This window comes from Arthrobacter sp. Bi83 (assembly GCF_918698095.1).
In the GTDB taxonomy this organism is placed as follows: domain Bacteria; phylum Actinomycetota; class Actinomycetes; order Actinomycetales; family Micrococcaceae; genus Arthrobacter.
The window spans coordinates 1-25,454 of the sequence record NZ_CAKKLY010000006.1; the positions used below are offsets into that span (position 1 = coordinate 1).

Consider the following 25,454-nt stretch of genomic DNA (forward strand, 5'->3'; position numbering starts at 1 on the left):
GCCGGCAAGGCGCTCCCGCAGGACGTCATCGACCGGTCCCTGAAGAACATCGTGTTCACCGTTGACCCGCTGGCCGGAGCCTTCAACAAGCTGCTGCAGGACGGCGTGGACGCCGGCACCACCAAACAGGCCGACCTCAACGGCATCTTCGATCTCCGGGCACTAAACGCGGTGACCGACGACAAGGCATCCGCAGCGGGGCTGGGCCTGGACTAGCCCAACCGGCTTCACCGCACACCAAGCTCCACGCACCACGAACAAAGGACGGGACCATGCCAGTCGTACTGGAAAACCTGGGCAAGCGCTTCGGCGAAGGCGCCCCGGTGCTGGACGACGTCAACGCCACCATCGGCAAGGGCGAGTTCGTCGCCCTCCTCGGTGCGTCCGGCTGCGGCAAGTCCACCCTGCTGAACATCATGGCGGGACTGGAGGTCCCGACGTCGGGCGCTCTTGAGGTGCCCAGCGACGGCGCCGCGTTCATGTTCCAGGACGCCGCCCTGTTCCCGTGGCTCACAGCCCGGGAGAACGTCGAGCTCGCGCTGAAACTGCGCGGCGTCGGCAAGGCCGAGCGCCGCACGAAAGCCGATGAACTGCTGGACCTGGTGCACCTCGCGGAGGCCGGCGACAAGCGCCCGCACGAGCTCTCCGGCGGCATGCGCCAGCGTGTGGCCCTGGCGCGTTCGCTCGCGCAGGACCGCCAGCTGCTGCTCATGGACGAGCCGTTCGCTGCCCTGGACGCCATCACCCGCGACCTGCTCCATGACGAACTCGAACGCATCTGGAAGGAAACCGGGCGCACCATCGTGTTTGTGACGCACAACGTCCGCGAAGCCGTCCGGCTGGGCCAGCGCGTGCTCCTGCTGTCCTCCCGGCCCGGCCGCGTGGTGCAGGAATGGAACGTCACCGAAGAACACCGTACCGACGCCGGTCTTGCCGGACAGCTGACCGGGGTCATCACCGCCCGGCTGCGAGAGGAGATCCGCCGCCATGCCAAGTAACCCGACCCCTGTGGCAGAAGAGAAGCCGGCGGTCCTCCCTGACGAGGCCCCGGTGTCGGCAGGCTCAGCCACCGGTTCCACAAAAATCCATGCGGCCCTGACCCGTTCCTCCACCGGTTCCGCAGACCTGCGCGAACTCGAATCCGGGCTCGACTCGCTGCAGTCGGACGCCATCCGCAAGGCGCGTGTCGACTGGAGCCGCATCCTGCTGCCGGTGGCCGCCCTTGTGGTGCTCATCATCATCTGGCAGTTCTACGTCTCGCTGGGCCTCAAGCGCCGCGACCAGGTGCCCGGACCGATGGACGTGCTGGAGCAGTTCGGCACGCTGTGGGCTGAGGGATCGCTCCAGGAGGCCGTGTGGACCTCGTTGCAGCGCGGGATCATGGGCTTCCTGATCAGCGTGGTGATCGCGACGCCGATCGGCCTGCTGCTGGCCCAGGTGGCTCCGCTGCGCAGGGCGTTCGGGCCCCTCATCTCCGGGCTTCAGGTCCTGCCGTCCGTGGCGTGGGTGCCCGCGGCCATCATCTGGTTCGGCCTCACCGACGCCACCGTGTACTTCGTGGTTTTCATGGGCGCCATCCCGTCCATCATCAATGGCCTGATCTCCGGCGTGGACCAGATCCCGCCGCAGTACCGCAGCGTAGGCACAGTTTTGGGTGCGTCCCGGTTTCAGATGGCGGTGCAGATCATCCTGCCGGCCGCATTGCCGGGCTACCTGAGCGGGCTCAAGCAGGGCTGGGCATTTTCCTGGCGGTCGCTCATGGCCGCGGAAATCATCGCCGTGGGCGGCACCATCGGCTTCGGCCTCGGCTCCATGCTGAACCAGGGCCGCGACCTCGCGGACATGACCATCGTGATGTCCGCAATCCTGCTGATCCTCGCCGTGGGCATCCTGATCGAGCTGCTCGTCTTCGCGCCCATCGAGAAGCGCCTGCTCCAGCGCCGCGGCCTCCTGGCCGGCAGCACGCGCTAAGCGCGTCCGCACTGACCCAACAAGAAAGCCCGACGGCGATACTCGCCGTCGGGCTTTCCGCTGTCCTTTGTCCTGGCACCGTCGCACCCTTGTTCCACCGATGCAGCGTGCCTACACTCACGACAAGGCCGGCAGCCGGCCCGATCCCACAACTGTTCAGGAGGTAGCCGTGGCACCAAAATTTGGCTTGCTGGCACTGGTCGAGGCCAAGCCCGGGAAGGAACAGGAAGTTTGGGACTTCCTCAACGGAGGCCGCGAGATAGTACTCGGCGAGCCTGGCACGAGGACCTGGTACGCGTTCCGGGTCAGCGAGAACACGTTCGGCATTTTCGACACTTTTGACACCGAGGAGGACCGGCAGGCCCACCTCAACGGGGCCATTCCTGCCGCCCTGGGCCAACATGGCCCGTCCCTGCTCGCCAAGGATCCGGACATCCGGCCGATCGAACTTATCGCCGTGAAGTAGCGGCCCGCGCGGGGCGGGGGCGGCTCTACGCCGCGACCGCCCCTATGTGACGCAGCGTTACCTTACGTGAACTGGTGTTTCCGCCGCCGTTGTTGGTGAATGTGACCCGGCCCTACCGTTGATTCATGGCAATTCAGGACATCTACCCAACGGCACTGCGCCTGCTCGGCCGCCCTGTGCTGGTGGTGGGCGGCGGACCCGTGGCCACGCGCCGCGCCAAGGGCCTACTCGACGCCGGTGCACGGGTCACCGTGGTGGCCCCGGTTGCCTCAGCCGCGCTCCAGGAACTCGCCGACGCCGGCCTGCTCACCTGGGTACCGCGCGCCTACTCTTCCTCCGACGTCGACGGCGCGTGGTTCGTTCAGACCGCCACTGGCGATTCCGCCGTGGACTCGCAGGTTTCTGCCGATGCCGAGGCGCAGCGCATCTGGTGCGTCAACGCCTCCGACCACGAAGCTTCGGCTGCCTGGACCCCCGCCGTCGCCGTGGTGGACGACGTCAAGATCGCCGTCAACGCCGGCGGAGACCCGCGCCGCGCGATGGCCCTGCGTGACGCCGTCGCTACGGCCCTGGAAACCGGTGACCTGCCGCTCCGCCGGCGCCGGGCGACTGCCGGCTCCGTGGCCCTCGTGGGCGGCGGCCCCGGCGACACCGGCCTCATCACCGTCCGCGGCCGCAGGCTCCTGGGCCAGGCCGATGTTGTGGTGGCAGACCGCCTCGGCCCCCGCGAACTGCTCAACGAACTTGCCCCCGATGTGCGCGTGATCGAGGTGGGCAAGACGCCCGGCAACCATCCCGTGCCGCAGGCCGAGATTAACCGCATCCTCGTCGACGAGGCCCTCGCCGGACACCGCGTGGTGCGCCTCAAGGGCGGCGACCCCTACGTCCTGGGCCGCGGCGGCGAGGAAGCGGAGTTCTGCCGGCAGCACGGCGTCGAGGTTGAAGTGGTTTCGGGCGTCACATCCGCGATCTCCGTCCCGGCCGCCGCAGGCATTCCGGTAACGCACCGCGGCCTGGCCAAGGGCTTCAGCGTGGTCACCGGCCACGAGGAACTGTCCGAGGTCCCGGCCCGCGCAGACCATACCGTGGTGCTCCTCATGGGAGTGGGCCAGCTGCGCGAATCGGCGTCCGCCCTGGGCAAAGCCGGACTGCCCGGGGACACTCCGGTTGGTATTGTGGAAAACGGCTACCTGCCGAACCAGCGCGTGACGATTGGCACCCTCGGGTCCATCGCCGACCAGGCTGAGGCCACCGGCGTCGCGAATCCTGCCGTGATCGTGATCGGTGACGTTGTCCGCGTGAGCCCCTTTGCGCCGTCGCACTTCAAGACCGCTGACTACAGCACCACCAGCCCCAACAAGCCCCGCACCACCCGCGTTCTCACCCCGTAAAGCCCGTCGATTGCTCTATAACTGCCGTTATCAAGCCTCAGAAGGGCAGTTGTGGAGCAACGGATGCAGAAGAAAAGGAACACAGCCGTGTCATCAAGCACCACCGTAGGTTCTGCCGAACGTCCACTGCGCGTCGCCGTCGTGGGCTCCGGCCCGGCCGGCGTCTACGCTGCGGACATCCTCACCAAGAGCGAAGCCGTCAAGAGCGGCGAGCTGACCGTGAGCATCGACCTCTTTGACCGCTACCCGGCGCCCTACGGACTGATCCGCTACGGCGTGGCCCCGGACCACCCGCGCATCAAGGGCATCGTCAATGCCCTGCACAAGGTCCTGGACCGCGGCGACATCCGCTTCTTCGGCAACGTGGACTACGGCACGGACCTCTCCATCGAGGACCTGCGCACCCACTACGACGCCGTCATCTTCGCCACCGGCGCCATCAAGGACGCCGACCTGAACATCCCGGGCATCGAGCTTGAGGGCTCCTACGGCGGCGCGGACTTCGTTTCCTGGTACGACGGCCACCCGGACGTGTCCCGCGAATGGCCGCTGGACGCCAAGGAAATCGCCGTGATCGGCAACGGCAACGTGGCGCTTGACGTGGCCCGCGTCCTCTCAAAGCACGCTGATGACCTCCTCGTCTCCGAAATCCCGGACAACGTCTACGCCGGCCTGAAGTCCTCGCCCGTCACGGACGTCCACGTCTTCGGCCGCCGCGGCCCGGCCCAGGTCAAGTTCACCCCGCTGGAACTCCGCGAACTGTCCCACTCCAAGGACGTGGACATCATCCTGTACCCGGAGGACTTCGAGTTCGACGAGGAATCGGACCGCCAGATCCAGAGCAACAACCAGACCAAGACCATGGTGGGCACGCTCACCAACTGGATCGCCGAGCAGCCCGAGGACCTCTCAGAGCTCAAGGCCTCCCGCCGCCTGCACCTGCACTTCCTGCACAGCCCGGTGGAAATTTACGACGACGCCGCGAACCCCGGGCGCGTCAGCGGCATGAAGTTTGAACGCACCGAGCTGGACGGCACGGGCAACGCCCGCGGCACCGGCGAATACGTCGACTACCCCGTGCAGGCCGTCTACCGCGCAATCGGCTACTTCGGTTCGGCCCTGCCGGAGGTCGAGTTCGACCACAAGAAGGGCGTCGTCCCGAACGCCGGCGGCCGCGTCCTGGACGCGTCCGGCGAGCACGTCCCGGGCATCTACGCCACCGGCTGGATCAAGCGCGGTCCCGTGGGCCTCATCGGCCACACCAAGGGCGACGCCCTCGAAACCGTGACGTACCTGCTGGAAGACCGTGAAAACCTGCCGGTGGCCGAGGCGCCCGCCGCAAGCGCCGTCGTCGACCTTCTCGAAAGCCGCGGCGTGGAGTACACCAGCTGGGAAGGCTGGCTGGCACTGGACGCGCACGAGCTTGCCCTGGGCGCCGAGGCCACGGCGGCCGGCGGATCGCACGGCGTACAGGTCAAGCGCGAGCGCATCAAGGTTGTGCCCCGCGAGGACATGGTGTCCATCTCCCGCGACGGGGTCGCCGCCAGCGTCTAGCTCTCTACACAACGCGGGGTCACTCACCGCCCGTTCCATTCGGATCACCGGGCGTAGAGTGACCCCGCGTTGTGCTTAACGTCCGGCTAGCGGCCCGCCCCGCCGGCGGCCATGAGTTCGAGCCGCTTCAGGGTTTCCCGGTTCCGCACCGAGATTAGGGGATCCCGCACTACTTTGGGCACGGCCAGGCCGGGACCTCTGACGGCGTCTTCGGCAATCGAGACGCGGCATTGGGTCCCCTGGTCCTCCAGCGTGATGACCACCTTCGCCTCGCCCAGGGGCCAGCCGCGGGCCATCAGTTCCAGTGACTTCCCTGGATCAACGGCCGTCACCTTGGTGGAGTCGTTGATGATCAGGGGCCATGCGCCCACGGAATGATGCAAGCGTGCGCCAACCTTGGGCCAGTGCGCGTCGACGGAGCGGATCCGCGAGGCGCCGACAACCCAGCCGGAGTACAGCCAGCCATCGGCGATCACCTTCCAGACGTCCGGTGCCGGGGAATTGAAGACCTGCGTGACGGTTGACATGGGTTTCCTCTCGAGGGGCGGCGGGGTGTGCTGCTGGGTTGTTGTGTCAGCCGCGGTTTTCCGGGCGTCGGGCTGCCCTGGCGCGGTCCCGCGGGCGGTTCGGTAGGAACGTTCCCGGAGGCGCCGCGCCCACGGGTAGGTCCCGGCTCCCGGCAGCGGGTGTTCGAGCGGGTCGAAGCGGATGGTGGTGTCGTCGGGCCCGGGGACGGCCCGCAGCCGGAGGGTCCCCGCGTGGACCCACCGGCCGGCGGGTTTGGCGAAGGAGAGCGCCAGGACCCAGTCGCCCGCGATGAGGGCGTCCCTGAAGTCTGCGCCGGTTTCGGCGCGGCCGGTGGCGCCCGGAGGCAGTGAAAGCGTGCGCAACCCCAGCAGCACCGGGCCGTTCGCACCCTTGTATGGCATCAGCGTGGTGAATCTGGCGGCACCGACGTCGAGCTTGGGAAGCAGCGCATACCGCGCCGGAAAGCCCCAGCCGGTCGATGCGAAGAGAATATCCGCCGGCTGGCCGCCGGCAGTACCCTCGGAGGCGGCGCCGATGCGGAGGGCGAGGCCAAGAATGTCGGGCAGCGCTTCCGGCAGGCCCACCGAGCGGGAAAAACGGGCCTGCACCTGTTCACTGCCGGCAGCGTCGAGCCAGCTGATTCCGCTGTGCGTACCCTGGAGCCCGCCGGCAGCGTGTTCGTCCATGCCATGCCGCGACAGCTCGCCGACAAGGCTGAGGCCGTGGGGATGGATCGGACGGAGAGGGCGTACTGCCTTGATCGCCTTGAAGACAGCGGCGAAGGCCTGCCCTGCCAGCGCGCTTGCCCCGCCTGCCGGTTTGCGTGTCTGCGTCATTCGAGCCCTCCTCAGGGATTACCCGTCACATCCTGCCAAACCGTGACCGGACCAAGGCAAAAACGCCGTAGCAAATGAAGCCGGCGCCGATCGCCAGGAGCAGGTAGGGGCCGTAGGCGTGCTCGCGCAGGGCCTTGAGGCTGCCGTCCAGTCCGGTGGATTCTTCCGGGGTGTGCTTGGCGGCGGCGATCACGAAGAGCAGCCCGGCAAGGTTCAGTGCGATGCCTTTTGCCACATGGCCGGTGACGCCCAGGGAATCAATGACCTTCCCGCGGCGGGTGCCGTCAAAATGAAAGAGCTCCTCCTTGAACCCCCGCCGGACTCCTTTCACAATGAAGTAGACGCCCACGCCCATGACGGTGAGGCCCAGCGCGCTGAGCGCCACGGCGCCAAACGGGGCATTGAGGAGCGCCGTGCTGACGTCCTTCGTTGATTCACCCGAGTCACCGCGCAGGCCCAACGCAAAGCCGCCGAAGCTCAACGCCACGCTGCCGTAGGCGATGGCCAGGAAGCCTGAGGAGATGTTTTTGCCGATTCGTTCCTTGCGCGGGAGATGGCGTGCCCGGAGTGTCGCCTCGCTGAGTTGCCACAGGGCCAGGCCGATGCAGGCGACCGTTCCTGCCCACATGACGGCGGGTCCCCAGGCGTTGGCGGCCAGTTGCTCGATCGCCCCGGTGGCTTCGGCCTGCCCTGGCTGGCCGAGGGCCAGCGCGATCGCGATGCCGCCGATGACGACGTGGAGCAGTGCCATGACGGCAAACCCTGAACGCGCGACGACGTCAAGCGCCTTGGTGTTCGACGCAGCCTCTGCGGCGTCGGCCGCCTCTCCGATGGGGGTTGTGCTGTCCGTCATTCCCGTATCAGCCGTTCATGGGTCCCTCGGCATGGACCTTGCTGGCTCCCTCACCCGTCAATTTCACAGTGCAGCGCACCACAAGGTTGTCCGGCGCGGTGTCGATGTCCACCAGGGCGTCACCGGCGCTGAGGATGGTGAAGACCTCCGAGCCGGGCTCCACGTCAAAGCCCTTGGACCGTGCAGCCTGCCGGGCGTTTTCCAGCGCTTCATGGCGGAGCCCGTCCACATAGACTTGGTCGTCCTCGCGGGCAGAGTCGCCGAAGGCCCAGCCGAACAATGTTCCCGTTGCTTCCATGGCGTTGATTTTACGCACAAAGCCGGCGCTATTACGGGCTTCCGTAACATTAGTAAGTGTGCTTACCATACTCGCACCATGACTTTGGTGCGGCGGCCGTCCGCAGGAAGAGCCTGAGGGCGGCAAAGCCATCTTTTCCATCTTCAGGTTCCGATTTCTACGTTAGGAAGCACATCATGGCAGGAAATCTACTGGCCCGCTCTGTTCACGATCTGACGGCGGCCGCATGGTTCGGCGGCTCGCTGATGGGTGCCATCGGCCTCAACGGGGCCGCGGCGGAAGCCAAGGACCCCGCCGAACGAACACGGCTGTCCAGCCTTGGCTGGATGAAGTGGGCGCCCATTCAAACCGCTGCCTTTGCCACTCACCTTGTCGCGGACCTGGCCATCGCCTGGGAGAACAGGGAGCGGATCGCCAAGCAGGACAGCGTGGGCGCCGACACCATCTACAAGACGGCAGTCACGCTGGCGGGTGCGGCCGTCACCTTGTATGCGGGCATCCTGGGCAAGAAGGTCGAAAAACTGGCGGACGAGGGGGCGGAAGGCGCCACCGAGCCCCGGCGCGGAGCATCGGACAAGTTGCAGGCAGCCCAGAAGCAGCTGAAGGTGCTGCAGTGGACCATCCCGGCATTCGCGGCGTGGGTCATCGTCCTCGGTGCCAAGCACGGTGAGATGCAGCGGCCCAAGAATGTTTTCAAGGGCCTTCGGTAACGGCGGTCTATTCTTTGCCTGAACGCACGACCTGACTGAATATACGACGGCGGGCGGCCACCTAAAGTGCCCGCCCGCCGTCCTGCGTGGGAACAGTTCCGCCCACCGCAGGGCGCCGTGTCTACGTGGGCTGGCTGTTGAGCGGCGGCAGGTCCGGGTTGAGCGGTTCGAGACTGGGATCCTCCGCCGTCCACACCTGGATGACCGCCCAGATTACGGCTGCCAGCGGCACGGACAGCACTGCGCCGATGATGCCGGCGAGGATGGTGCCGGCCGTCAGGGCCATGAGGATGACCAGCGCGTGGAGCTGCAGTGACTTGCCCATGACGACCGGCTGCAGCAGATCGCCTTCGAGCTGGTTGACCGCGATCACCACCGCGACGACGATCAGGGCGACGACCGGCCCGTTGGCCACCAGGGCCACCAGCGCGGCGAGGATCCCGGCCACGGTGGCGCCCACCAGCGGGATGAACGCCGTGATAAAGACGATGATGGCCAAGGGGATGGCCAGCGGCACCTGCATGATCAGCAGCGCGGCGCCGATCGCCACCGTATCCACGAGCGCCACGATGGCGGTTCCCCTGACATAGCCGCCCAGGACTTCCAGGGTGCGCTGGCCCGCCCGGCGAAGCCTGGCCTCCCGGTGACCGGAGAAGGGCCGCAGGATGAAGTTCCAGATCCTGGCGCCGTCCTTGAGGAAGAAAAACAGGATCACCACCACGAGGCTCGCGCCGGCGAAGAACTCGGTCACCACGGAGAGGCCGGACAGGGCGCCGGAGCGGACCTGGCTGCTCGTGGCGAACTGGACCGCACCCTCCCTCGCCTGGTTCAGCTGCTCGCGGTCAATAGGGAGGGGGCCGGAGAGAAGGAACTTTTCAAGTTCGTCCAGTCCGGAGGAGGCTTGCTGCACGAGCTCGCCCCACTGGCTTCGGACCGAAAAGAAAATGACCGTGGCAACGCCGGCGAGCACCAGGAGCAGCGCCACGAAGGCCAGGCCGGTGGCCGCGCCGCCGGGCATGCCGCGGCGCCGCAGCACATTCACAAAGGGGCCGATGGCGGCGGCGAGGATCAGTGCGATCACCACCGGAATGACCAGGAGGCGGATCTGCAGGAGGCCGTAGATGGATACCACGGCGACGGCCAGCACCAGCAGCACCTGCGCGCTGCGGATGCCGACCCTGCCAAGTCCGTCGCCCCACAGTTCGCGGGGTGGCCTCTGTTCCCGTGCCGGCCTTTCAGGCCGGTTGCGCCGGACAGATGCCTCTGGTCCGGGTGTTTGGGTGCCTCCCGCTTGCGGGCTGGGCATCTGCTGCCCCGGTGGTGCTTGCTGCTCGGACTCTTGTGCTGCTCGGGCCATGGGAACTCCTAGTCGTCAGCGGGCACACGGCAGCATTGGACTCCCTGCGGTGACTCCCCGTCTCGGGTAGTAAGCCTACTGATCGGTTTGGCGATGGCGAAACCCCGGCAGGGTTGGAACCCGGCTTCAGAACTCGGCGTTGACGAAACCGATGACGATGGCCGTCCACCAGCAGACCTGCGAAATCGTCAGGCAGGCGAGCATATGGAAGCGCTGGCCGGGGGTCAGCGCCCCGAACGTGGTGGTGGGCGGCATGACGAGCAGGCGGCGCATGAGGGGGATCAGCATGATGCCGTTCAGGATCAGGATCAGTACGGCGGCAAGTTTGATCACCGTCAGCGGATTGTTCAGGTGCGGGCTGAGAAACGCGCCGGTGAACAGCATGGCGGTGATGCCCACCCAGATCAGCGGGCTGGCGGCGTCGTCCAGCCGGATGGTTTCGGAGAGTTCGCGTTTGCCGATGAGCCACAGAAAGCCGTGCCAGTCCACCAACAGGATGGCGCCAAAAGCCAGGACCATCGCGAGGATGTGTGCGGCAATGGCCAGGACGTGGAGCGGCCCCTGGAGGGTCACGGACGTTCCCACCATGACGGCGAGTGACCAGGTCACGAAGGCAGCCACGCAGAGGATGCCGACCAGCCGGCGGGACGACTTGTGTGATTTCGGCCGCACGCGCCTGCCCGCGGAGCGGCCGGCCGATGCACTGTACGCCACGGGATACCTCCAACTGCCTGAAGGACTTTGTCCGCGGCCGTCCCGGTATTGACGGAGGGTAAACCGCTGGTTCGAGCATCAGTCCGTGGCATTGGAAAAACCTTGGAAAAACCCTAGAAAAACATCGCAGCCCCCCACATCTGGGGGAGTCATGCCCGCGGGCGGGGGCTTCGGTGTTAATCCCGCAGCCACTCGGCGCAAGAATTAAGGTTCCGGTTCACGCTGGCCACGGCGGCATCGCCGTCGTGCGCCTCGATGGCGTCCACGAGTTCGCCGTGGCCCTCATGCGGCAGGCCGTCGAAGCCGCCACGGCGCTGCTGCTTCAGCAGGTCGTTGTGGAAAACCTCGCCGAAGCTGACATAGAGCTCGTGCAGCAGCGGGTTGCCGGAGGCGTGGGCCACGCGCTCGTGGAAGCCCCAGTCCGCTCCGGCCCACCCGGCGTAGTCGGCTGCCTTCCAGGCCACATCGCGCTCGGCGAGCAGCGCGCGCATGGCGGCGACGTCGTCGGCCGTGGCGTTCCTGGCCGCGAGGCGTGCCGCCTGGGTGTCCAGTCCCAGCCGGACCTCGAGGATGTGCTCCTGGGTGTGGTCCTGGTACATGCGGCGGGCTGCCCCGGAAATCTCGCTCGTGGCGCGGACATAGGTGCCGTCGCCGCGGCGGACCTCCAGCATCCCGCTGTGGGCCAGGGCCTTGACCGCTTCGCGCAGCGTCCCGCGGGATACGCCCAGGCCTGCCATCAGTTCGGTCTCGGAGGGGATCCGCTGCTGAAGCGGCCACTCGCCGGAGTGGATCATCTCCCGGAGTTTGGCCGTGATTTCGTCGGCCAGCGGCTGGCGGTGCGAGGTGCTCAGAGTCACGGCGGCTAACCTTTCGTCTTGGCCGTGAGGAGGTGCACCACGACGATCTGGGCCAGCGCGATGGCCAGCAGCAGCGCCAGTGGCAGCGTCCAGCCGCCCGTCGCGCTGTGCAGCAGGCCCATTCCGAACGGCCCCACGGTAGCCAGAAGATAGCCGGTGGACTGCGCCAGAGTGGACAGGGCTGTGGTCTCGGCTGTGTCCCGCCCGCTGCGGCTGATCATCACCATGACCAGCGGAAAGATGCCGAGCCCGAAGCCGAGCAGCACCGCGGGGACGGCCGCCAGGGAAACGGGCAGTACCAGGAGCGCGGCCACCCCGATGAGCATGGTGACGCTGACCACGTAAAAGGCGGGGCGCAGCATCCGGGGGCGGGACCCGACGGCGATCAGCACCATGCCCGCCGGAACGGACACCAGCTGCATGAGTCCGAACATCAGGCCGCTCTCAGCCGCGCTGAGTCCCATGGTGGTCAGCATGTAGGGGAACCAGCTCAGCAGTGCGTAGGCCAGCAGGGCCTGCAGCGTGAAGGTCGCCGTGAGCAGCACGCCTTTCCGGGTCCGGAGCAGCGGCCAGGGCGAAACGTGGGCGGAGGTTCCCCGGACGCTGTTGCGGTGCGCATGCAGCGCCACGGGCACGAACCCCAGGAACGCTGCCACGCCGAGAATCCCGATGGCGCCGACTCCCGCCGACGGTGATCCAAGCACCTGGGCCAGCGGCACCACGACCACGGCCGTGACGGTGGCGCCAGTGGTCATGGTCACGGTGTACAGCGCCGTCATGAGAGAGGTGCGGTCGGCAAAATGCTCGCGGATGAAAGAGGGCATGGCGACATTGCAGACCGCCAGGCCGGACATGCCCAGCACCGTGCCGGCCACCAGCATGCCGGTGGACGGGATGCCGCGCACCAGCAGCCCCGCAGCCAGCATTCCGAGGGAGAGCAGGATGGACTTCTCAACGCCGATCCGGCCCGTAAGCCACGACGTTGCCGCCCCCGCCACCGCGAAACACAGCGTGGGGATGGAGGGGATGACCGAAGCAACCAGGGGACCGTAGCCCAGCACCAGCTGAAGGTCGTGCAGCAGTGCGGAGGCGCCGGTGATTCCGGCCCGGAGGTTCAGCCCGATCAGCACCAGGGCAATGACACTGACGACGACGGCGGCGCGCGGTTTGGGCTGTCGGGCGGCGGTAGCCGGGGGAGCTGAAGAGATGGAAGCCATCCCTTAACGTTAGACGTTAGACGTTTGATGTCTAGGGTTTTGTGGTCAACCTCTCGCGGCCCTGCGTTCCCGGGGAATAGACTCGGGCCACCGACACAGTGGGCCGCTGCGGGCCGCCCATGCGAAAGGATGCCCGGCCATGACTCCCGAGGGCCTTGAAACCGAGAAGAAGTACGACGTCGATCCCGGGGCCGGGCTGCCGGCGCTTCGGGAGATCCCGGGGGTCGGACGGGTGGGCGAGGCCTCCGAGGCAGTCCTGGAAGCGGTCTATTTCGACACCGACGATCTTACGCTCGCCTCCCGGGGCATCACCCTCCGGCGCCGGACGGGCGGTGCGGACGCCGGCTGGCACGTCAAGCTGCCTGCAGAATCAGGAACGGAGTCAGCACCTCAGCAGCGCCGGGAGATTCATGCGCCCCTCGGCCAGGCCGCCGTCGTGCCCGAAAAACTGCTGGCGCATGTGTACGTTTACCTCCGCGGTGCCCAGCTGGCGCCGGCCGCCCGGCTGACGACCAAGCGCACCACCCATGCGCTGTACGGGGACGACGGCGTGCACCTGGCTGACTTCGCCGATGACAGGGTCGGGTCCGAGTCCCTGGGCGGGGCGGGACAGCACCAGGAGTGGCGCGAATGGGAACTGGAGCTCGTCCACGGCAGTGCGGAGCTTTTCGCGTCCGCCGAACCAATCCTGGCTGCGGCGGGTGCCTGGCCGGCAGCGCATAAGTCCAAACTCGGCAGGGCGCTGGGGGAGGCCTGGCCGCAGCCGTCCGGACAGCGGTCGTCCGGACAGCAGCCGTCCGGACAGCGCGGGGAAATCCCGGACGAAGAGGCGGCGGAACCGCACAAAAAGGCGAGGGACAAGAAAGAGCCCGTGTCCGGCGTCGTGACCGCGTACTTGGGCGGGCAGATCGGCGAAATCCTCGCGTGCGATCCCGGCGTGCGGCTGGAGGAACCGGACGCCGTGCACAATATGCGCACGGCCACCCGCCGCCTGCGGTCCACCCTGGCGGTCTACCGCACGCTGTTCGGTGCTGCCGCCGTCCGGAGGCTCCGTGATGAACTCCAGTGGCTCGGCCGGATCCTCGGTTCCCCCCGCGACGCCGAAGTCATGCGCGAACGGCTGCGCGCCCACGCGGCCGAACTTCCGCCGGGCCAGGCAAGCCGAGCCGTGCAGGACAGTGTGGAGCGCGAACTGGGCAACCGGTTCGACGCCGGATACCGGAAGGCTCTGGAAGTGCTCGCGGCCGACCGCTACTTCCGGCTGCTGGATGACCTCGAGGACTTCCGGGACAACCCCCCGGTTCGGCCGCCGGCGTCGGGACCCGGCGGCAAAGTGGCGGCCAAACGGGTGAAAAAGACTGTCCGGCGGCTGCGCCGCTCCCATCGGGCGGCCATGCGCGCCGTGGAGGGTGCGGCCCATGAAACCGCGCTGCACCAGGTGCGAAAGGACGCCAAGCGCCTGCGGCACGCGGCGGAATCGGTGGTGCCCCTCTATGGAAAGCGTGCGGTGAAGCTCGCCAAAGCCGCGCACCGGCAGCAGAAAATCCTCGGCGACCACCACGACAGCGTGATGGCCCGGGTCTTCCTCGGGAAACTGGGGCGTGGCCCGGAGCTGCCGGAGGCGGTGGCCGACGCCTACCGTTCGCTGCTGGAGCGGGAGGAAAGGATCGCCGCCCGCGACGAGGCCAAGTACCGCAAGGCCCGGCGAAAGGCCCGCAAGCTCCTGAAGCGCGGCGTCAACTAGGTTTGTCAGCCGGAGTGACGCGACCCCAGCCGCGAAACCGCCAGGGAGAGCCACAGCTGGACGCGGTCGGCGGTGACCGAGGGGTCGTAACCGGTGAGCTCGGTGATCTGCGCGAGCCGGTAACGGACCGTGTTCCGGTGCAGCGTGAGGGCTTCGGCGACGGCGGCCACCGAACCGTTGTTGGTCAGGTAGCTCTCCAGCGTGGTCATCAGCTCGGCGCCGTGGGCGGCGTCGAAGGTGCGGAGCGGGTTCAGCGATTCATTGGCCATGTCCGCGAGCGGCACGTCCTCGCTCGCCAGCAGCAGGGATGTCAGGCTGAGCCGCTCCGGTTCATTGACTGGCAGCCCGTGGCTGGCGGCGTCCCGGGCCTCGAAGTAGCTCCAGCGCAGGCCGTTGGGCTTGGTGTACGCACCGCCGATGCCGATGGTCGCGTGGATGCCGGCCTCGGCTAGATGGTCGCTGAGGTTCCGGGCCAGGGCCGTGGCGCCGCGGCCGTCGTCGGGCACCACGGTGATCAGGTCCTTTCCGACGACGGCGGTCACCGCCTTCTCGAGCGTCCGCGGCAGCGAGGAAGTAACCAGCTGCTTGTGGTGCGCCTCGGATCCGGCCAGCAGCACCACGTTCTTGCGGGTGCTGTTGATGCCCGTCCCCGCCAGCCGGCGGGTGGCTTCACTGGGATCCAGGGTTCCGTGAATGACGTCCTCCAGCACCTGCCCGCAGAGCGCCCGCTCGGCCTGGCGCTGCTTGACCATGTTGTTCAGCTCCACGCTGATGAGGTTTTGCGCGTAGCCGATGATGCCGGAGTCCTCGAACGGCTGCTTGACCCACAGCGTGCACGCGTCACGTCGGCCGGTGGGAATGGGATAGGACGCCCACGAGTGCGCCACCGGAGGCTCGGAGCCGCTGTTGTACAGCTGGGCCGTGAACTGGGTCAGGACAATTTCCGTGCGCAGCATGCCGCCCAGGTGCCTCAGCAGTTCGGCCAGCCCGCCGCCGGTGAGCAGCGCCCGCGCCAGAATCTGGTGACCGGCAATCAGGCGTTCCAGCTTGGAATAGTGGTCGGCCGACTGCGCGTCCGCCACGAGCTTGCCGATGGCGATGAAGGGCGTCTTATAGGGGACTTCGACTACCGGAAGCCCCCATCGGTTCGCTTCCGCGACCAAAGCCGGCGGAACGGCGTCGTGGGTTAATCCCACACCGAAGCCGATCCCCACCGCGCCGGCGCGCTGGACCTGGCGGACGAAGCGTCGCTGCTCGGGTGCGCTGCGCAGGCGCATGCCGGTGGTGAGCACCAGCTCACCGCCGTTGAGGAAGCGCTGCGGATCCTCCTGCTCGGTGACGGCAACCCAGTGGATGTCCTGGTGGGAGGTGGTCTCGGCGAGGCCGGATTTCTTCAGCCCAAGGGACTGCACGGCCAGCAACGCGGCGAGGGAGATTGCCATGCATCAAGCGTAGCCGGAGGCTGGCCGATCGCACTAAAACCCCGGCCGGAGGGTGTGCAGGTGGCTATTCCCCGGCTTGCCGCGCTGACATAGGCTCGGAGCAGCTGCATCACATCATTCAGTACGAAAGAGGTTGTACACCGTGGTTCAAACCTTGCAGAACTTCATCAACGGCGAGTTCGTCACGCCCGCCGGCACCGGACTGCTTGACATCGTGAATCCCGCGACCGGTGACGTGGTGGCCAAGTCGCCCATCTCCGTCGCGGCGGACGTCGACGCCGCCATGGCTGCCGCCAAGGACGCCTTCAAGACCTGGAAGCACACCACACCCGGACAGCGCCAGCTCATGCTCCTCAAGCTCGCAGATGCCGTCGAGGCCAACAGCGACGAACTTGTCGATGCCCAGCACCGCAACACCGGGCAGGTCCGCTCCCTGATCGCGTCCGAGGAAGTTGCCGCCGGCGCCGACCAGCTGCGCTTCTTCGCCGGCGCCGCCCGCATTCTCGAAGGCAAGTCGGCAGGCGAGTACTTCGAGGGCCACACCTCCTTCGTGCGCCGCGAACCCATCGGCGTCGTGGCCCAGGTTGCGCCCTGGAACTACCCGTTCCTGATGGCCATCTGGAAGATCGGCCCCGCGCTCGCCGCCGGCAACACGGTGGTCCTGAAGCCTTCCGACACCACGCCCGAATCCACGCTGGTGCTGGCGAAGCTGGCCAAGGACATCTTCCCGGCCGGCGTCCTCAACGTCATCCTGGGCACCGGGGAAACCGGCGCCATGATGGTGGAGCACAAGGTCCCGGGCCTGGTATCCATCACCGGCTCCGTCCGTGCCGGCATTGCCGTTGCCTCCGGCGCCGCCAAGGGCCTCAAGCGGGCCCACCTGGAGCTGGGCGGCAAGGCCCCGGCCATCGTGTTCAAAGACGCCGACATCAAGAAGAGTGCGGCGGCCATCGCAGAGTTCGCCTTCTTCAACGCCGGCCAGGACTGCACCGCCATCACACGCGTGCTGGTCGAGGATTCGGTGCACGACGACGTCGTGGCGGCAATGGTGGAACATACCAAGACGCTGCACACCGGTTCGCAGAACGACGAAGACAACTACTTCGGCCCGCTGAACAACGTCAACCACTTCAACGCGGTCAGCGCCGTGGTGGAGTCGCTGCCGGAGAACTGCCAGATTGAGACCGGCGGACACCGTGCCGGGGACAAAGGCTTCTTCTTCGAGCCCACCATCATCACGGGCGCCAAACAGACCGATGACATCGTGCAGAAGGAAACCTTCGGCCCCGTCATCACCGTGCAGAAGTTCAGCACGGAGGCCGAGGCCGTGGAGCTGGCCAACGACGTCGAGTACGCCCTGGCCTCCAGCGTCTGGACCTCAGACCACGGCACCGCCATGCGGCTCAGCCGCGACCTGGACTTCGGTGCGGTCTGGATCAACACCCACATCCTGCTCACCGCCGAAATGCCCCACGGCGGGTTCAAACAGTCCGGCTACGGCAAGGACCTCTCCATGTACGGCGTCGAGGACTACACGCGCATCAAGCACGTCATGAGTGCACTCGACTCCTAACAATTCGCTGGTTGAGCTTGTCGAAACCAAGATCTCGACAGGCTCGATCACCTGGCACCGAAAGGCCTCCCCATGACTACCACCGCAAGCGAAATCACCTACCGCCTTGAGCAGAAGCGCCGTATCCAGGCTGACTTCCCGGGCCCCAAGTCCCTCGCGCTGACCGAACGCCGTAAGGCGGTCGTCGCTGCCGGCGTCGCCTCGAGCGTCCCCGTTTATGTCGCGGACGCCGACGGCGGCATCATCCACGACGTCGACGGCAACTCCTTCATCGACCTCGGCTCGGGCATCGCGGTGACCAGCGTCGGCGCGTCAGATCCCGCCGTCGTCGGCGCCGTCAAGGAAGCTGTGGAGCACTTCACCCACACCTGCTTCATGGTCACGCCCTACGAAGGCTATGTTGCCGTCGCCGAGCAGCTGAACCGCCTCACGCCGGGCGACCACGAGAAGCGCACCGTGCTGTTCAACTCCGGTGCCGAAGCTGTGGAAAACGCCGTCAAGGTGGCGCGCCTCGCCACCGGCCGTGACGCCGTCGTCGCTTTTGACCACGCCTACCACGGCCGCACCAACCTGACCATGGCGCTGACCGCCAAGGCCATGCCGTACAAGACCAACTTCGGCCCGTTCGCGCCCGAGGTCTACCGCATGCCCATGAGCTACCCGTTCCGCGAGGAAAACCCGGAGATCACCGGTGCCGAGGCCGCCAAGCGCGCCATCACCATGATCGAGAAGCAGATCGGCGGCGAGCAGGTCGCCGCGATCATCATCGAACCCATCCAGGGCGAGGGCGGCTTCATCGTTCCGGCCGACGGCTTCCTGCCGGCACTGGCTGACTGGGCCAAGGAAAAGGGCATCGTCTTCATCGCGGACGAGGTCCAGTCCGGATTCTGCCGCACCGGCGAGTGGTTCGCCGTCAACCACGAGGGCGTCGTTCCGGACATCATCACCATGGCCAAGGGAATCGCCGGCGGCATGCCGCTGTCCGCGATCACCGGCCGCGCCGACCTGCTCGACGCCGTCCACCCGGGCGGCCTGGGCGGCACCTACGGCGGCAACCCGGTGGCATGCGCCGCCGCGCTGGCCTCCATCGGCTCCATGGAGGAATACAACCTCAACGGCCGTGCCAAGCACATCGAGGAACTCGCCCTTGGCCGGCTGCGTGAGCTGGCAGCTGAGCTTCCGGGCGGTACCGGCGGCTCCGTGATCGGTGACATCCGCGGCCGCGGCGCCATGCTTGCCATCGAGCTGGTGCAGGCCGGCTCCAAGGAACCCAACCCCGAGCTGACCAAGGCCGTGGCGGCCGCCTGCCTCAAGGAGGGCGTGATCATCCTGACCTGCGGCACCTACGGCAACGTCATCCGCCTGCTGCCGCCGCTGGTCATCAGCGACGACCTGCTGAAGGACGGCCTTGAGGTGCTGGCTGCGGCCATCCGCGCCAACGCGTAGTTACTCGATCAGGCCACGGGCCGGGCACCCTCTCGGGTGCCCGGCCCGTCGTCGTTTCCGCGGGTAGAGTCATGCTTATCACTGCAACGCAGACCAGGCAGCGTCGCCGGGAACCCGGGCGGCGCCGTCGTCTGCCCTGAACCCAAAGAGGGGTTTTCATGCGATACGTAGTCGGCTACACACCCAACGAGCGCGGCGCGGACGCCGTCGCCCTGGCCTCATCCCTGGCACGCGCACAGGACGCGCACCTGGACATTGTCTATGTTGTGAAGACGGGCACACCGTACGTGGCGCTGAACCCGCAAGGGAACCGGATCAGCGTGGCGGAGCAGGACGTGCTGACGGCTGAACGCGAAGGTCTTGCGCTGGTGCCCGAGGGTGTCAGCGCCAAGTTCCACGTCCGTGAAGCCGACTCATTTGCGACCGGTCTTATTGAGGCGGCCGGGGAGCTGGAGGCCGGACTGATAGTGGTGGGCGCGGCCAACAACGGCCTGTTCAAGCGCTACTCGGTGGGCAGCATGGCCAATGCGCTGCTGCACGCCTCGCCCGTCCCGGTAGCGCTGGCTCCCCGCGGCTACCGCCGTACCGACCCCATCACCCGGCTGACCCTTGCCGTGGGCAAACGTCCAGGCGCGGAGGCTGCGATCGCTACGGCCGTCGGTGCCGCCAATCGCCGTGGCGTCCCGCTGCGCCTCGTCTCGCTCGTGGAACTGGACGAGCACGGCGACGGGGGCGAGAACGTCAACGCTGCTCACCGGCACGCGAACACGGTCCTGGACGAAGCCTCGCGCAGGCTCCCCGCCGGGCACCGGGTCACGGTGGAGGTGGCGCACGGCCGGAACATCGAAGAGGCGATCGATGACCTTGAGTGGGACGACGGCGAAATTGTCATCATCGGTTCCTCGCGCCTGGCCCAGGGCAACCGGCTTTTCATGGGCAGCACGGCCTACAAGGTGCTGCGGGCACTTCCCGTGCCGATGGTAGTTGTTCCGCGGGACTACGAGCGGGTCGACTCAGTCCCCGAAGTCTGACACCCGCCCGCGCTGGTGAAGCGCGAACGAACACTTAACGCCCCGCCTTCGCGCGCAGAAACAGCGGCTCAAGTGTTCGTTCGCGCTTCCCGCAGGGAGAGCTTCCGCGCCACCGAGTTCTTACGGGCGGTCGCCAGCATGTCCACGGTCAGCAGCAGCAGCGCCAGCCACACCACGCCGAAGCCGATCCACCGGTCCAGGGTCATCGTCTCCCGGAAGACGGCCAGCGCAACGATGAACTGCAGTACGGGGGCGAAGTACTGCAATAGCCCGATGGTGGTCATGGGCAGCCTGCGCGCGGACGCGCCGAAGAACAGCAGCGGCACCGCAGTGATGATGCCGGACGCCGCGAGCAGCCAGAAATGCCCGGCGCCGTTGCTCGCCAGCGAGGCGCCGCCGCTGACACCCAGGAAGATCATGGTGGCGGCCGCCAGCGGAGTGAGCACGATCGTCTCCATGGACAGGCTCGTGATGGCATCCACGCGCGGCCCCACCCGCTTCTTGACGAATCCGTACAGCCCGAAACTGATGGCCAGCGTCAGCGCGATCCACGGCAGTTTGCCGTAGGAAACGGTGAGCACTCCCACGGCAATGAAGCCGATTCCGACGGCGGCCCACTGCAGGGGTCGGAGCGTTTCCTTCAGGACGAACACGCCGAGCAGGACGGACACCAGCGGGTTGATGAAGTAGCCAAGCGAGGCTTCAACGGCCTGCCCGGTGGTCACGCCATAGGTGTACGTCAGCCAGTTCACTGCGATGAGCCCGGCGGCGATCGCGAGAGTGCCCAGCACGGAACGGTCCCGGAACGCCGCGCCCAAAACGCGCCAGGCCCTTGTTACGGTGATCAGCAGGGCGCAGAACAGCAGGGACCAGACCACGCGGTTGGCCACGATTTCGACGGCCCCGGCCGGATGCAGAACGAAGAAATACAGGGGGAGCAGCCCCCACAGCCCGTAGGCCCCGATGCCGAACAGGACGCCCGCCGTCGTCTCCTTGTCCACGGCCTTCAGGCCGGGCGTCTTGCCGCTTCCGGGCTGGCGGCCGGGACTGGTCATCGCAGAGGGCGCCGCGCCGGGCAGGGCAGAAGCAGGAGCAGCGGAAGAGACGGATCCGTCGGGGGTAGGCACAAGAGCAGTAACACCATCCGGCGGCCCGGTATTCCGTCCTGGCGGGTCGGTGTTGGCCTGCTGACGCCAAATAGTCAGTAGGCTTGCCATCATGAGCATGATGCATGGGCAGGTTGCAGCCCGATGAGGCTGCGCCACAGCAATGCCTCCGGCCGCGGCTACCGCAGGGTGCCGGCCGGCACAGGGTTCAGCTACCGGGACGTCGACGGGTCAACGCTGCCGCCGGGACCGCTCCGGGAACGGCTGGAAAGCATCGGCATTCCGCCGGCCTGGACGGACGTGTGGATTGCCCCCTTTGAGAACGGCCACATCCAGGCCACAGGGCTGGACGCCGTGGGCCGCCGGCAGTACATCTACCATCCCGAGTGGCGCGAGCGGAAGGACCGGCTGAAGTTCGACCGGGCGCTCCAGCTCGCGGAGTCGCTGCCCACCGCACGCCGGCTCGTCACCATCGACCTGAGGAGCGACGGCGTCACCCGGCAACGCGTCCTGGCCGCCGCTTTCAGGATGCTTGACAGCGGATCCCTGCGGGTGGGCTCGGAGCGGTACACGAACGAAAACGGCAGCCGTGGCCTGGCCACGCTGCTGTGCGCCCACGTGCAGGTCAGGAAAGGGCGCCTGCAGCTCAGCTTTCCCGCCAAGAGCGGCAAAAACTGGGAATCCGAGATCGTCGACGAGGACCTCGCCGCCTTGGCCCGGGTCCTCAAACGGCGCGGCGGCAACGCCCGGCTGCTGGCCTATAAGGACGGCCGGACCTGGCGTCCGCTGACCAGTGCCGACATCAACGGCTACGTCAAGGAACGTACCGGCTCTGATTTCACCGCGAAGGACTTCCGGACCCTGCGGGGCACGGTGGCGGCAGCCGTCAGCCTGGCCCAAAGCGGCCCGCAGAACCGGGTCGCGGCCAGGAAGGGCGCCATCAGCACAGCGATGCTGGAGGCAGCCGCGGTGCTGGGGAACACGCCGTCGATCGCCCGGAAAAGCTATGTGGACCCGCGGCTGCTGGACCACTTTGCCGCCGGGGAAACGATCGACCCCAAGCGGCTGGACTCCGCGGAATCGGAGCTGCGGGCCCTGCTGTACCGCGAAGGCGACGTGGTGGCGCTGCGGAAAAGCGGCTGAAGTGCTCCCGCGCAGAGAGCCGAAGCGCCGCGTCACGGGTTTCACTTCAGGATCGTACGGACAATTAGAATTGGTAACTGTGCGCAGGATGAGCAGGCGCAGTCTCCGTTCCAGAAGGGCTCCCGGTGTCCAACTCAGCTGAATCCGCCTCCCAACGGCCGCTCCGCGTCGCGATCGTCGGCGCCGGACCCGCCGGCGTCTACGCTGCGGACATCCTCACCAAGTCCAACGAGGTGAAGGGCGGCGACGTCGAGGTCAGCATCGACCTTTTCGAGGCCTACCCGGCGCCGTACGGTCTGATCCGCTACGGCGTGGCCCCGGACCACCCGCGCATCAAGGGAATCGTGAACGCGCTGCACAAAGTGCTGGACCGCGGCGACATCCGATTCCTTGGCAACGTCACCTACGGCCGGGACCTCACCCTGCACGATTTCCGGGCCTTCTACGATGCCGTGATCTTCTCCACCGGTGCCATCAGGGACGCCGATCTGGACATCCCCGGCGTCGAGCTAGAAGGGTCCTTCGGGGGCGCGGATTTCGTGTCCTGGTACGACGGCCACCCGGACGTCCCGCGCGACTGGCCACTCGATGCCAGGGAAATCGCCGTGATCGGCAACGGCAACGTGGCGCTGGACGTGGCGCGGATGCTGGTTAAGCACGCCGACGAACTGCTCGTCACGGAGATCCCCGACAACGTCTACGAGGGTCTGAAGAAATCGCCCGTCACGGACGTGCACGTGTTCGGCCGCCGCGGCCCGGCGCAGGTCAAGTTCACGCCGCTGGAGCTGCGCGAGCTCAGCCACGCCCGGGACGTGGACATCGTGCTGTACCCGGAGGACTTTGAGTTCGACGAAGCCTCGGACGACGCGATCCGCAGCAACAACCAGACCAAGACCATGGTGAACACCATGACCAACTGGCTGGTGGAGGAGCACGCCGAAGCCGAGCAGCCGTCCTCCCGCCGCCTGCACCTGCACTTCCTGCACAGCCCGGTAGAGATTTACGACGACGGCGGGTCCGGCAAGGTGGCCGGCATCAAGTTTGAACGCATGCAACTGGACGGCACCGGAAACGTCAAGGGCACAGGGGAGTTCATCGACTACCCGGTCCAGGCCGTCTACCGGGCCATCGGCTACCACGGCTCCCCGCTGGACGAGCTGGAATACGATGCCAAACGCGGTGTCATCCCCAACGAGGGCGGCCGCGTCCTCGACGCCTACGGCAACCCCGTCCCGGGCATCTACGCCACCGGCTGGATCAAGCGCGGGCCGGTCGGGCTCATCGGGCACACCAAGGGCGATGCCCTGGAGACCATCGGCTTTCTCCTCGAGGACCGGCTGACCCTGCCGCCGGCGAAAAACCCGGACCCGCAGGCCATCATCGACCTGCTGGAAGAGCGCGGCATCGAGTACACCACGTGGGAAGGCTGGAACAGGCTGAACTCGCACGAAGCAGCCCTCGGCGCGGCGTGGTCCGAATCCGCGGCGGCCGACGGCGTCGTGCGTGAACGCATCAAGGTAGTGCCGCGCGAGGAAATGATCGACATCTCCCGCGCCTAGCACTCGCGCTTCTGCTGTGGCAGGTGCCGGCACCCATGGCCGTGGAACGGCGACAGAGCTAGACTTGCCGGACGGAGCGACGCCCCTTGATGGGGCGTGCCCGTCGGCAGCGCCCTCAATGCGGCACTGCCCGAGAGTGTGGCACATGGGAGTTCGATGAAGAACCTGATCCAGCCGGCAGCACCCGAAGGCGACGCCGCGGCGCTGCTCCAGCGGCGCGCCCTGGCCGGCCACGAGTATCTGGACGACCAGCTGGCCGGCAGGTTCGGCGGCCATGACTATGTCCCCGGCAGCATTCCGGAAGCCCACGCCTTTCCTGACGCCCCTGAGATTCCCGGCCTGCGCCGCCTGATCCGGGAATCATGGCAGCGCTCGGCCAAGCTGCACGCCAACCCTGACGTTCCGGAGGCGCCGCTGGCCATGGACCGGGATGAGCTGGAGGAATATCGCCGCCAGCACCCGCTCGCCAGCATCATGCCCGTGATCCAGAAGCTCCTCATCCAGCCCAGCCACGACAGCGGCCTGCTGGTCGCTGTCGGTGATGAAGTGGGCCGGCTGCTCTGGGTGGAAGGCGATCCGGTGATGCAGCGCCGCGCGGAGGGCATGATGTTCGTCCCCGGTGCTGACTGGTCCGAGGCCACGGTGGGAACCAGTGCGCCCGGAACTGCGCTGGCGCTTGGCAGGGGCCTCCAGATCTCCGGCGCCGAGCACTACAAGCGTTCCGTGCACCCCTGGAGCTGCACGGCAGTCCCTTTCCAGGACCCTGATTCGGGCGCCTTGCTGGGCGTCGTGGACATCACCGGCACGGAGTCGGCGGTGGCGCCGCACACCCTGTCACTGGTGGAGGCCACCGTGGCCGCCGCCCAGGCACAGCTGCGCGTCGAACGGCTCCAGCTGGCGGCGGCGCAGGCCCGGATGCCGGCACGACGGCGGAGCAGCGGTTCCGTAGCCAAGTCCGGTTCCACAGCCGAAGGCAGCCTGTACCGCAACAGCCTGCAGCTGCTCGGCCGCGACCAGGCGCTGCTCAGCATAGAAGGCCGGACCGTTCCTTTGTCCGCCCGGCACAGTGAAATCCTGGCCTTGCTCAGCACGCACCCGGACGGCCTCAGCGCCGAGGAACTCAGCACCCTGCTCTATCCGGGTGACAACTCCACCATGACCCTGCGCGCCGAGATGGTGCGCCTCCGCAAGGTCCTCCAGCAGCTCAACCCCGCCGCGGTTCCCGAGTCGCGTCCCTACAAACTGACCATGGACCTCGTGCCGGACAGCGGCCAGGTACTCAGCTGCCTGCAGCGCGGCGCCCACCGCATCGCCCTCGAGATCTACCGCGGCGCCGTGCTCCCGCGGTCCGAGGCCCCCGGCGTCGTGGACCTGCGGGACCGGGTGTCCTCGCTGCTGCGCGAGGCCGTCCTGACGGACGGCAGCGCGGAATCGCTGCTCAGGTATGCGGAACTGCCGGAGGCGAGGGACGACGTCGGCGTCCGCCTTGCCGCCCTGAAGCTCCTGCCGCCGCGCTCACCCAAGCGGGCCGCCGTCGTCGCCGATCTTGAACGGCTGGAAACCGAGCTCAGCGCCTGACGATGGTTGCGACCGTGCAGTGAGCTGGCTCACACGCTTGCAACCTTGCTGCAACCTTCCCGCTCCTAGGCTGGGTGCAA

At 67.2% G+C, this 25,454-nt stretch carries 22 protein-coding genes and 1 pseudogene; 14 read left to right on the plus strand and 9 right to left on the minus strand.

Annotation, left to right across the window (positions count from 1 at the left end):
• From LQ144_RS04860 to LQ144_RS04885, 6 genes and pseudogenes are all read left to right on the plus strand, one after another.
• A pseudogene (locus LQ144_RS04860) lies at positions 1 to 216 on the plus strand (sulfonate ABC transporter substrate-binding protein); the annotation flags it as partial.
• Positions 217 to 272: 56 nt separating this feature from the next.
• A complete protein-coding gene (locus tag LQ144_RS04865; protein WP_230117440.1) occupies positions 273 to 998 on the plus strand; it encodes an ABC transporter ATP-binding protein in 726 nt (241 codons plus the stop codon).
• Positions 988 to 1,971 (plus strand): ABC transporter permease, encoded by a 984-nt coding sequence (locus LQ144_RS04870; RefSeq protein ID WP_230117441.1) that lies wholly within the window; start codon positions 988 to 990, stop codon positions 1,969 to 1,971. The genes LQ144_RS04865 and LQ144_RS04870 overlap by 11 nt, the downstream gene beginning before the upstream one ends.
• Positions 1,972 to 2,140: 169 nt before the next feature.
• Positions 2,141 to 2,437, plus strand: coding sequence for an antibiotic biosynthesis monooxygenase (locus tag LQ144_RS04875; RefSeq protein WP_230117442.1), 297 nt, complete (start codon positions 2,141 to 2,143; stop codon positions 2,435 to 2,437).
• A gap of 125 nt (positions 2,438 to 2,562) precedes the next feature.
• Entirely contained in the window at positions 2,563 to 3,828 is a 1,266-nt protein-coding gene (gene cobA, locus LQ144_RS04880) for a uroporphyrinogen-III C-methyltransferase (protein ID WP_230117443.1), read from the plus strand.
• Positions 3,829 to 3,915: 87 nt separating this feature from the next.
• Entirely contained in the window at positions 3,916 to 5,382 is a 1,467-nt protein-coding gene (locus LQ144_RS04885; protein ID WP_230117444.1) for an FAD-dependent oxidoreductase, read from the plus strand.
• 86 nt (positions 5,383 to 5,468) lie between these two features.
• Here the strand turns inward: LQ144_RS04885 and LQ144_RS04890 are convergent, their stop codons facing one another.
• The 3 genes from LQ144_RS04890 to LQ144_RS04900 are packed head-to-tail and all read right to left on the minus strand — an operon-like array spanning position 5,469 to position 7,897.
• Positions 5,469 to 6,746, minus strand: a complete 1,278-nt coding sequence (locus LQ144_RS04890; protein WP_230117445.1) for an SRPBCC family protein — start codon at positions 6,744 to 6,746, stop codon at positions 5,469 to 5,471.
• A 25-nt stretch (positions 6,747 to 6,771) separates the two neighbouring features.
• Positions 6,772 to 7,599 (minus strand): DUF1206 domain-containing protein, encoded by an 828-nt coding sequence (locus tag LQ144_RS04895; RefSeq protein ID WP_230117446.1) that lies wholly within the window; start codon positions 7,597 to 7,599, stop codon positions 6,772 to 6,774.
• Between the two features lie 7 nt (positions 7,600 to 7,606).
• On the minus strand, positions 7,607 to 7,897 hold the full coding sequence (locus LQ144_RS04900; protein ID WP_230117447.1) for a hypothetical protein: 291 nt from the start codon (positions 7,895 to 7,897) through the stop codon (positions 7,607 to 7,609).
• A 176-nt stretch (positions 7,898 to 8,073) separates the two neighbouring features.
• Between LQ144_RS04900 and LQ144_RS04905 the strand changes: the two genes are divergently transcribed.
• Positions 8,074 to 8,607, plus strand: coding sequence for a hypothetical protein (locus LQ144_RS04905; protein ID WP_230117448.1), 534 nt, complete (start codon positions 8,074 to 8,076; stop codon positions 8,605 to 8,607).
• 121 nt (positions 8,608 to 8,728) lie between these two features.
• Here LQ144_RS04905 and LQ144_RS04910 read toward each other — a convergent pair whose 3' ends face one another.
• The 4 genes from LQ144_RS04910 to LQ144_RS04925 form a co-directional block, all read right to left on the minus strand.
• Positions 8,729 to 9,964 carry an AI-2E family transporter gene (locus tag LQ144_RS04910; RefSeq protein WP_230117449.1) on the minus strand — a complete coding sequence of 412 codons (1,236 nt, stop codon included), beginning with the start codon at positions 9,962 to 9,964 and terminating at the stop codon, positions 8,729 to 8,731.
• A 126-nt stretch (positions 9,965 to 10,090) separates the two neighbouring features.
• Positions 10,091 to 10,678: a hypothetical protein gene (locus LQ144_RS04915; RefSeq protein ID WP_230117450.1), complete on the minus strand. Its 588-nt coding sequence runs from the start codon at positions 10,676 to 10,678 to the stop codon at positions 10,091 to 10,093.
• Positions 10,679 to 10,854: 176 nt separating this feature from the next.
• Positions 10,855 to 11,535 (minus strand): FadR/GntR family transcriptional regulator, encoded by a 681-nt coding sequence (locus tag LQ144_RS04920; protein WP_230117451.1) that lies wholly within the window; start codon positions 11,533 to 11,535, stop codon positions 10,855 to 10,857.
• A 5-nt stretch (positions 11,536 to 11,540) separates the two neighbouring features.
• On the minus strand, positions 11,541 to 12,752 hold the full coding sequence (locus LQ144_RS04925; RefSeq protein WP_230117452.1) for an MFS transporter: 1,212 nt from the start codon (positions 12,750 to 12,752) through the stop codon (positions 11,541 to 11,543).
• A 139-nt stretch (positions 12,753 to 12,891) separates the two neighbouring features.
• Between LQ144_RS04925 and LQ144_RS04930 the strand changes: the two genes are divergently transcribed.
• Positions 12,892 to 14,496, plus strand: coding sequence for a CYTH and CHAD domain-containing protein (locus tag LQ144_RS04930; protein WP_230117453.1), 1,605 nt, complete (start codon positions 12,892 to 12,894; stop codon positions 14,494 to 14,496).
• Positions 14,497 to 14,501: 5 nt separating this feature from the next.
• On the opposite strand, the gene LQ144_RS04935 is transcribed toward LQ144_RS04930, so the two are convergent.
• On the minus strand, positions 14,502 to 15,938 hold the full coding sequence (locus LQ144_RS04935) for a PucR family transcriptional regulator (protein WP_230117454.1): 1,437 nt from the start codon (positions 15,936 to 15,938) through the stop codon (positions 14,502 to 14,504).
• A 142-nt stretch (positions 15,939 to 16,080) separates the two neighbouring features.
• On the opposite strand from LQ144_RS04935, the gene LQ144_RS04940 reads away from it, so the two are divergent.
• The 3 genes from LQ144_RS04940 (at position 16,081) to LQ144_RS04950 (ending at position 19,988) form a co-directional block, all read left to right on the plus strand.
• Positions 16,081 to 17,511 (plus strand): aminobutyraldehyde dehydrogenase, encoded by a 1,431-nt coding sequence (locus LQ144_RS04940; protein WP_230117455.1) that lies wholly within the window; start codon positions 16,081 to 16,083, stop codon positions 17,509 to 17,511.
• A 72-nt stretch (positions 17,512 to 17,583) separates the two neighbouring features.
• Entirely contained in the window at positions 17,584 to 18,957 is a 1,374-nt protein-coding gene (gene gabT, locus LQ144_RS04945; RefSeq protein WP_230117456.1) for a 4-aminobutyrate--2-oxoglutarate transaminase, read from the plus strand.
• 158 nt (positions 18,958 to 19,115) lie between these two features.
• Complete coding sequence (locus LQ144_RS04950; protein WP_230117457.1) at positions 19,116 to 19,988, plus strand: universal stress protein; 873 nt, start codon at positions 19,116 to 19,118, stop codon at positions 19,986 to 19,988.
• Positions 19,989 to 20,056: 68 nt separating this feature from the next.
• Here the strand turns inward: LQ144_RS04950 and rarD are convergent, their stop codons facing one another.
• Complete coding sequence (gene rarD, locus LQ144_RS04955; protein WP_230117542.1) at positions 20,057 to 20,989, minus strand: EamA family transporter RarD; 933 nt, start codon at positions 20,987 to 20,989, stop codon at positions 20,057 to 20,059.
• Positions 20,990 to 21,238: 249 nt separating this feature from the next.
• Here rarD and LQ144_RS04960 point away from each other — a divergent pair, with 249 nt between their 5' ends.
• From LQ144_RS04960 to LQ144_RS04970, 3 genes are all read left to right on the plus strand, one after another.
• Complete coding sequence (locus LQ144_RS04960) at positions 21,239 to 22,237, plus strand: DNA topoisomerase IB (protein WP_230117458.1); 999 nt, start codon at positions 21,239 to 21,241, stop codon at positions 22,235 to 22,237.
• A gap of 125 nt (positions 22,238 to 22,362) precedes the next feature.
• Entirely contained in the window at positions 22,363 to 23,796 is a 1,434-nt protein-coding gene (locus LQ144_RS04965) for an FAD-dependent oxidoreductase (protein WP_230117459.1), read from the plus strand.
• Between the two features lie 156 nt (positions 23,797 to 23,952).
• Complete coding sequence (locus LQ144_RS04970; protein WP_230117460.1) at positions 23,953 to 25,374, plus strand: helix-turn-helix domain-containing protein; 1,422 nt, start codon at positions 23,953 to 23,955, stop codon at positions 25,372 to 25,374.
• Positions 25,375 to 25,454 lie beyond the last annotated feature (80 nt).

Excerpts from the sequence above, each read along its gene's own strand:
- LQ144_RS04865 (WP_230117440.1), top strand. The coding sequence starts at position 273 with ATGCCAGTCGTACTGGAAAACCTGGGCAAGCGCTTCGGCGAAGGCGCC.
- LQ144_RS04870 (WP_230117441.1), top strand. The coding sequence starts at position 988 with ATGCCAAGTAACCCGACCCCTGTGGCAGAAGAGAAGCCGGCGGTCCTC.
- cobA (WP_230117443.1), top strand. The coding sequence starts at position 2,563 with ATGGCAATTCAGGACATCTACCCAACGGCACTGCGCCTGCTCGGCCGC.
- LQ144_RS04890 (WP_230117445.1), bottom strand. The coding sequence starts at position 6,746 with ATGACGCAGACACGCAAACCGGCAGGCGGGGCAAGCGCGCTGGCAGGG.
- LQ144_RS04895 (WP_230117446.1), bottom strand. The coding sequence starts at position 7,599 with ATGACGGACAGCACAACCCCCATCGGAGAGGCGGCCGACGCCGCAGAG.
- LQ144_RS04900 (WP_230117447.1), bottom strand. The coding sequence starts at position 7,897 with ATGGAAGCAACGGGAACATTGTTCGGCTGGGCCTTCGGCGACTCTGCC.
- LQ144_RS04905 (WP_230117448.1), top strand. The coding sequence starts at position 8,074 with ATGGCAGGAAATCTACTGGCCCGCTCTGTTCACGATCTGACGGCGGCC.
- LQ144_RS04910 (WP_230117449.1), bottom strand. The coding sequence starts at position 9,964 with ATGGCCCGAGCAGCACAAGAGTCCGAGCAGCAAGCACCACCGGGGCAG.
- LQ144_RS04925 (WP_230117452.1), bottom strand. The coding sequence starts at position 12,752 with ATGGCTTCCATCTCTTCAGCTCCCCCGGCTACCGCCGCCCGACAGCCC.
- LQ144_RS04930 (WP_230117453.1), top strand. The coding sequence starts at position 12,892 with ATGACTCCCGAGGGCCTTGAAACCGAGAAGAAGTACGACGTCGATCCC.
- LQ144_RS04935 (WP_230117454.1), bottom strand. The coding sequence starts at position 15,938 with ATGGCAATCTCCCTCGCCGCGTTGCTGGCCGTGCAGTCCCTTGGGCTG.
- gabT (WP_230117456.1), top strand. The coding sequence starts at position 17,584 with ATGACTACCACCGCAAGCGAAATCACCTACCGCCTTGAGCAGAAGCGC.
- LQ144_RS04950 (WP_230117457.1), top strand. The coding sequence starts at position 19,116 with ATGCGATACGTAGTCGGCTACACACCCAACGAGCGCGGCGCGGACGCC.
- LQ144_RS04960 (WP_230117458.1), top strand. The coding sequence starts at position 21,239 with ATGAGGCTGCGCCACAGCAATGCCTCCGGCCGCGGCTACCGCAGGGTG.
- LQ144_RS04970 (WP_230117460.1), top strand. The coding sequence starts at position 23,953 with ATGAAGAACCTGATCCAGCCGGCAGCACCCGAAGGCGACGCCGCGGCG.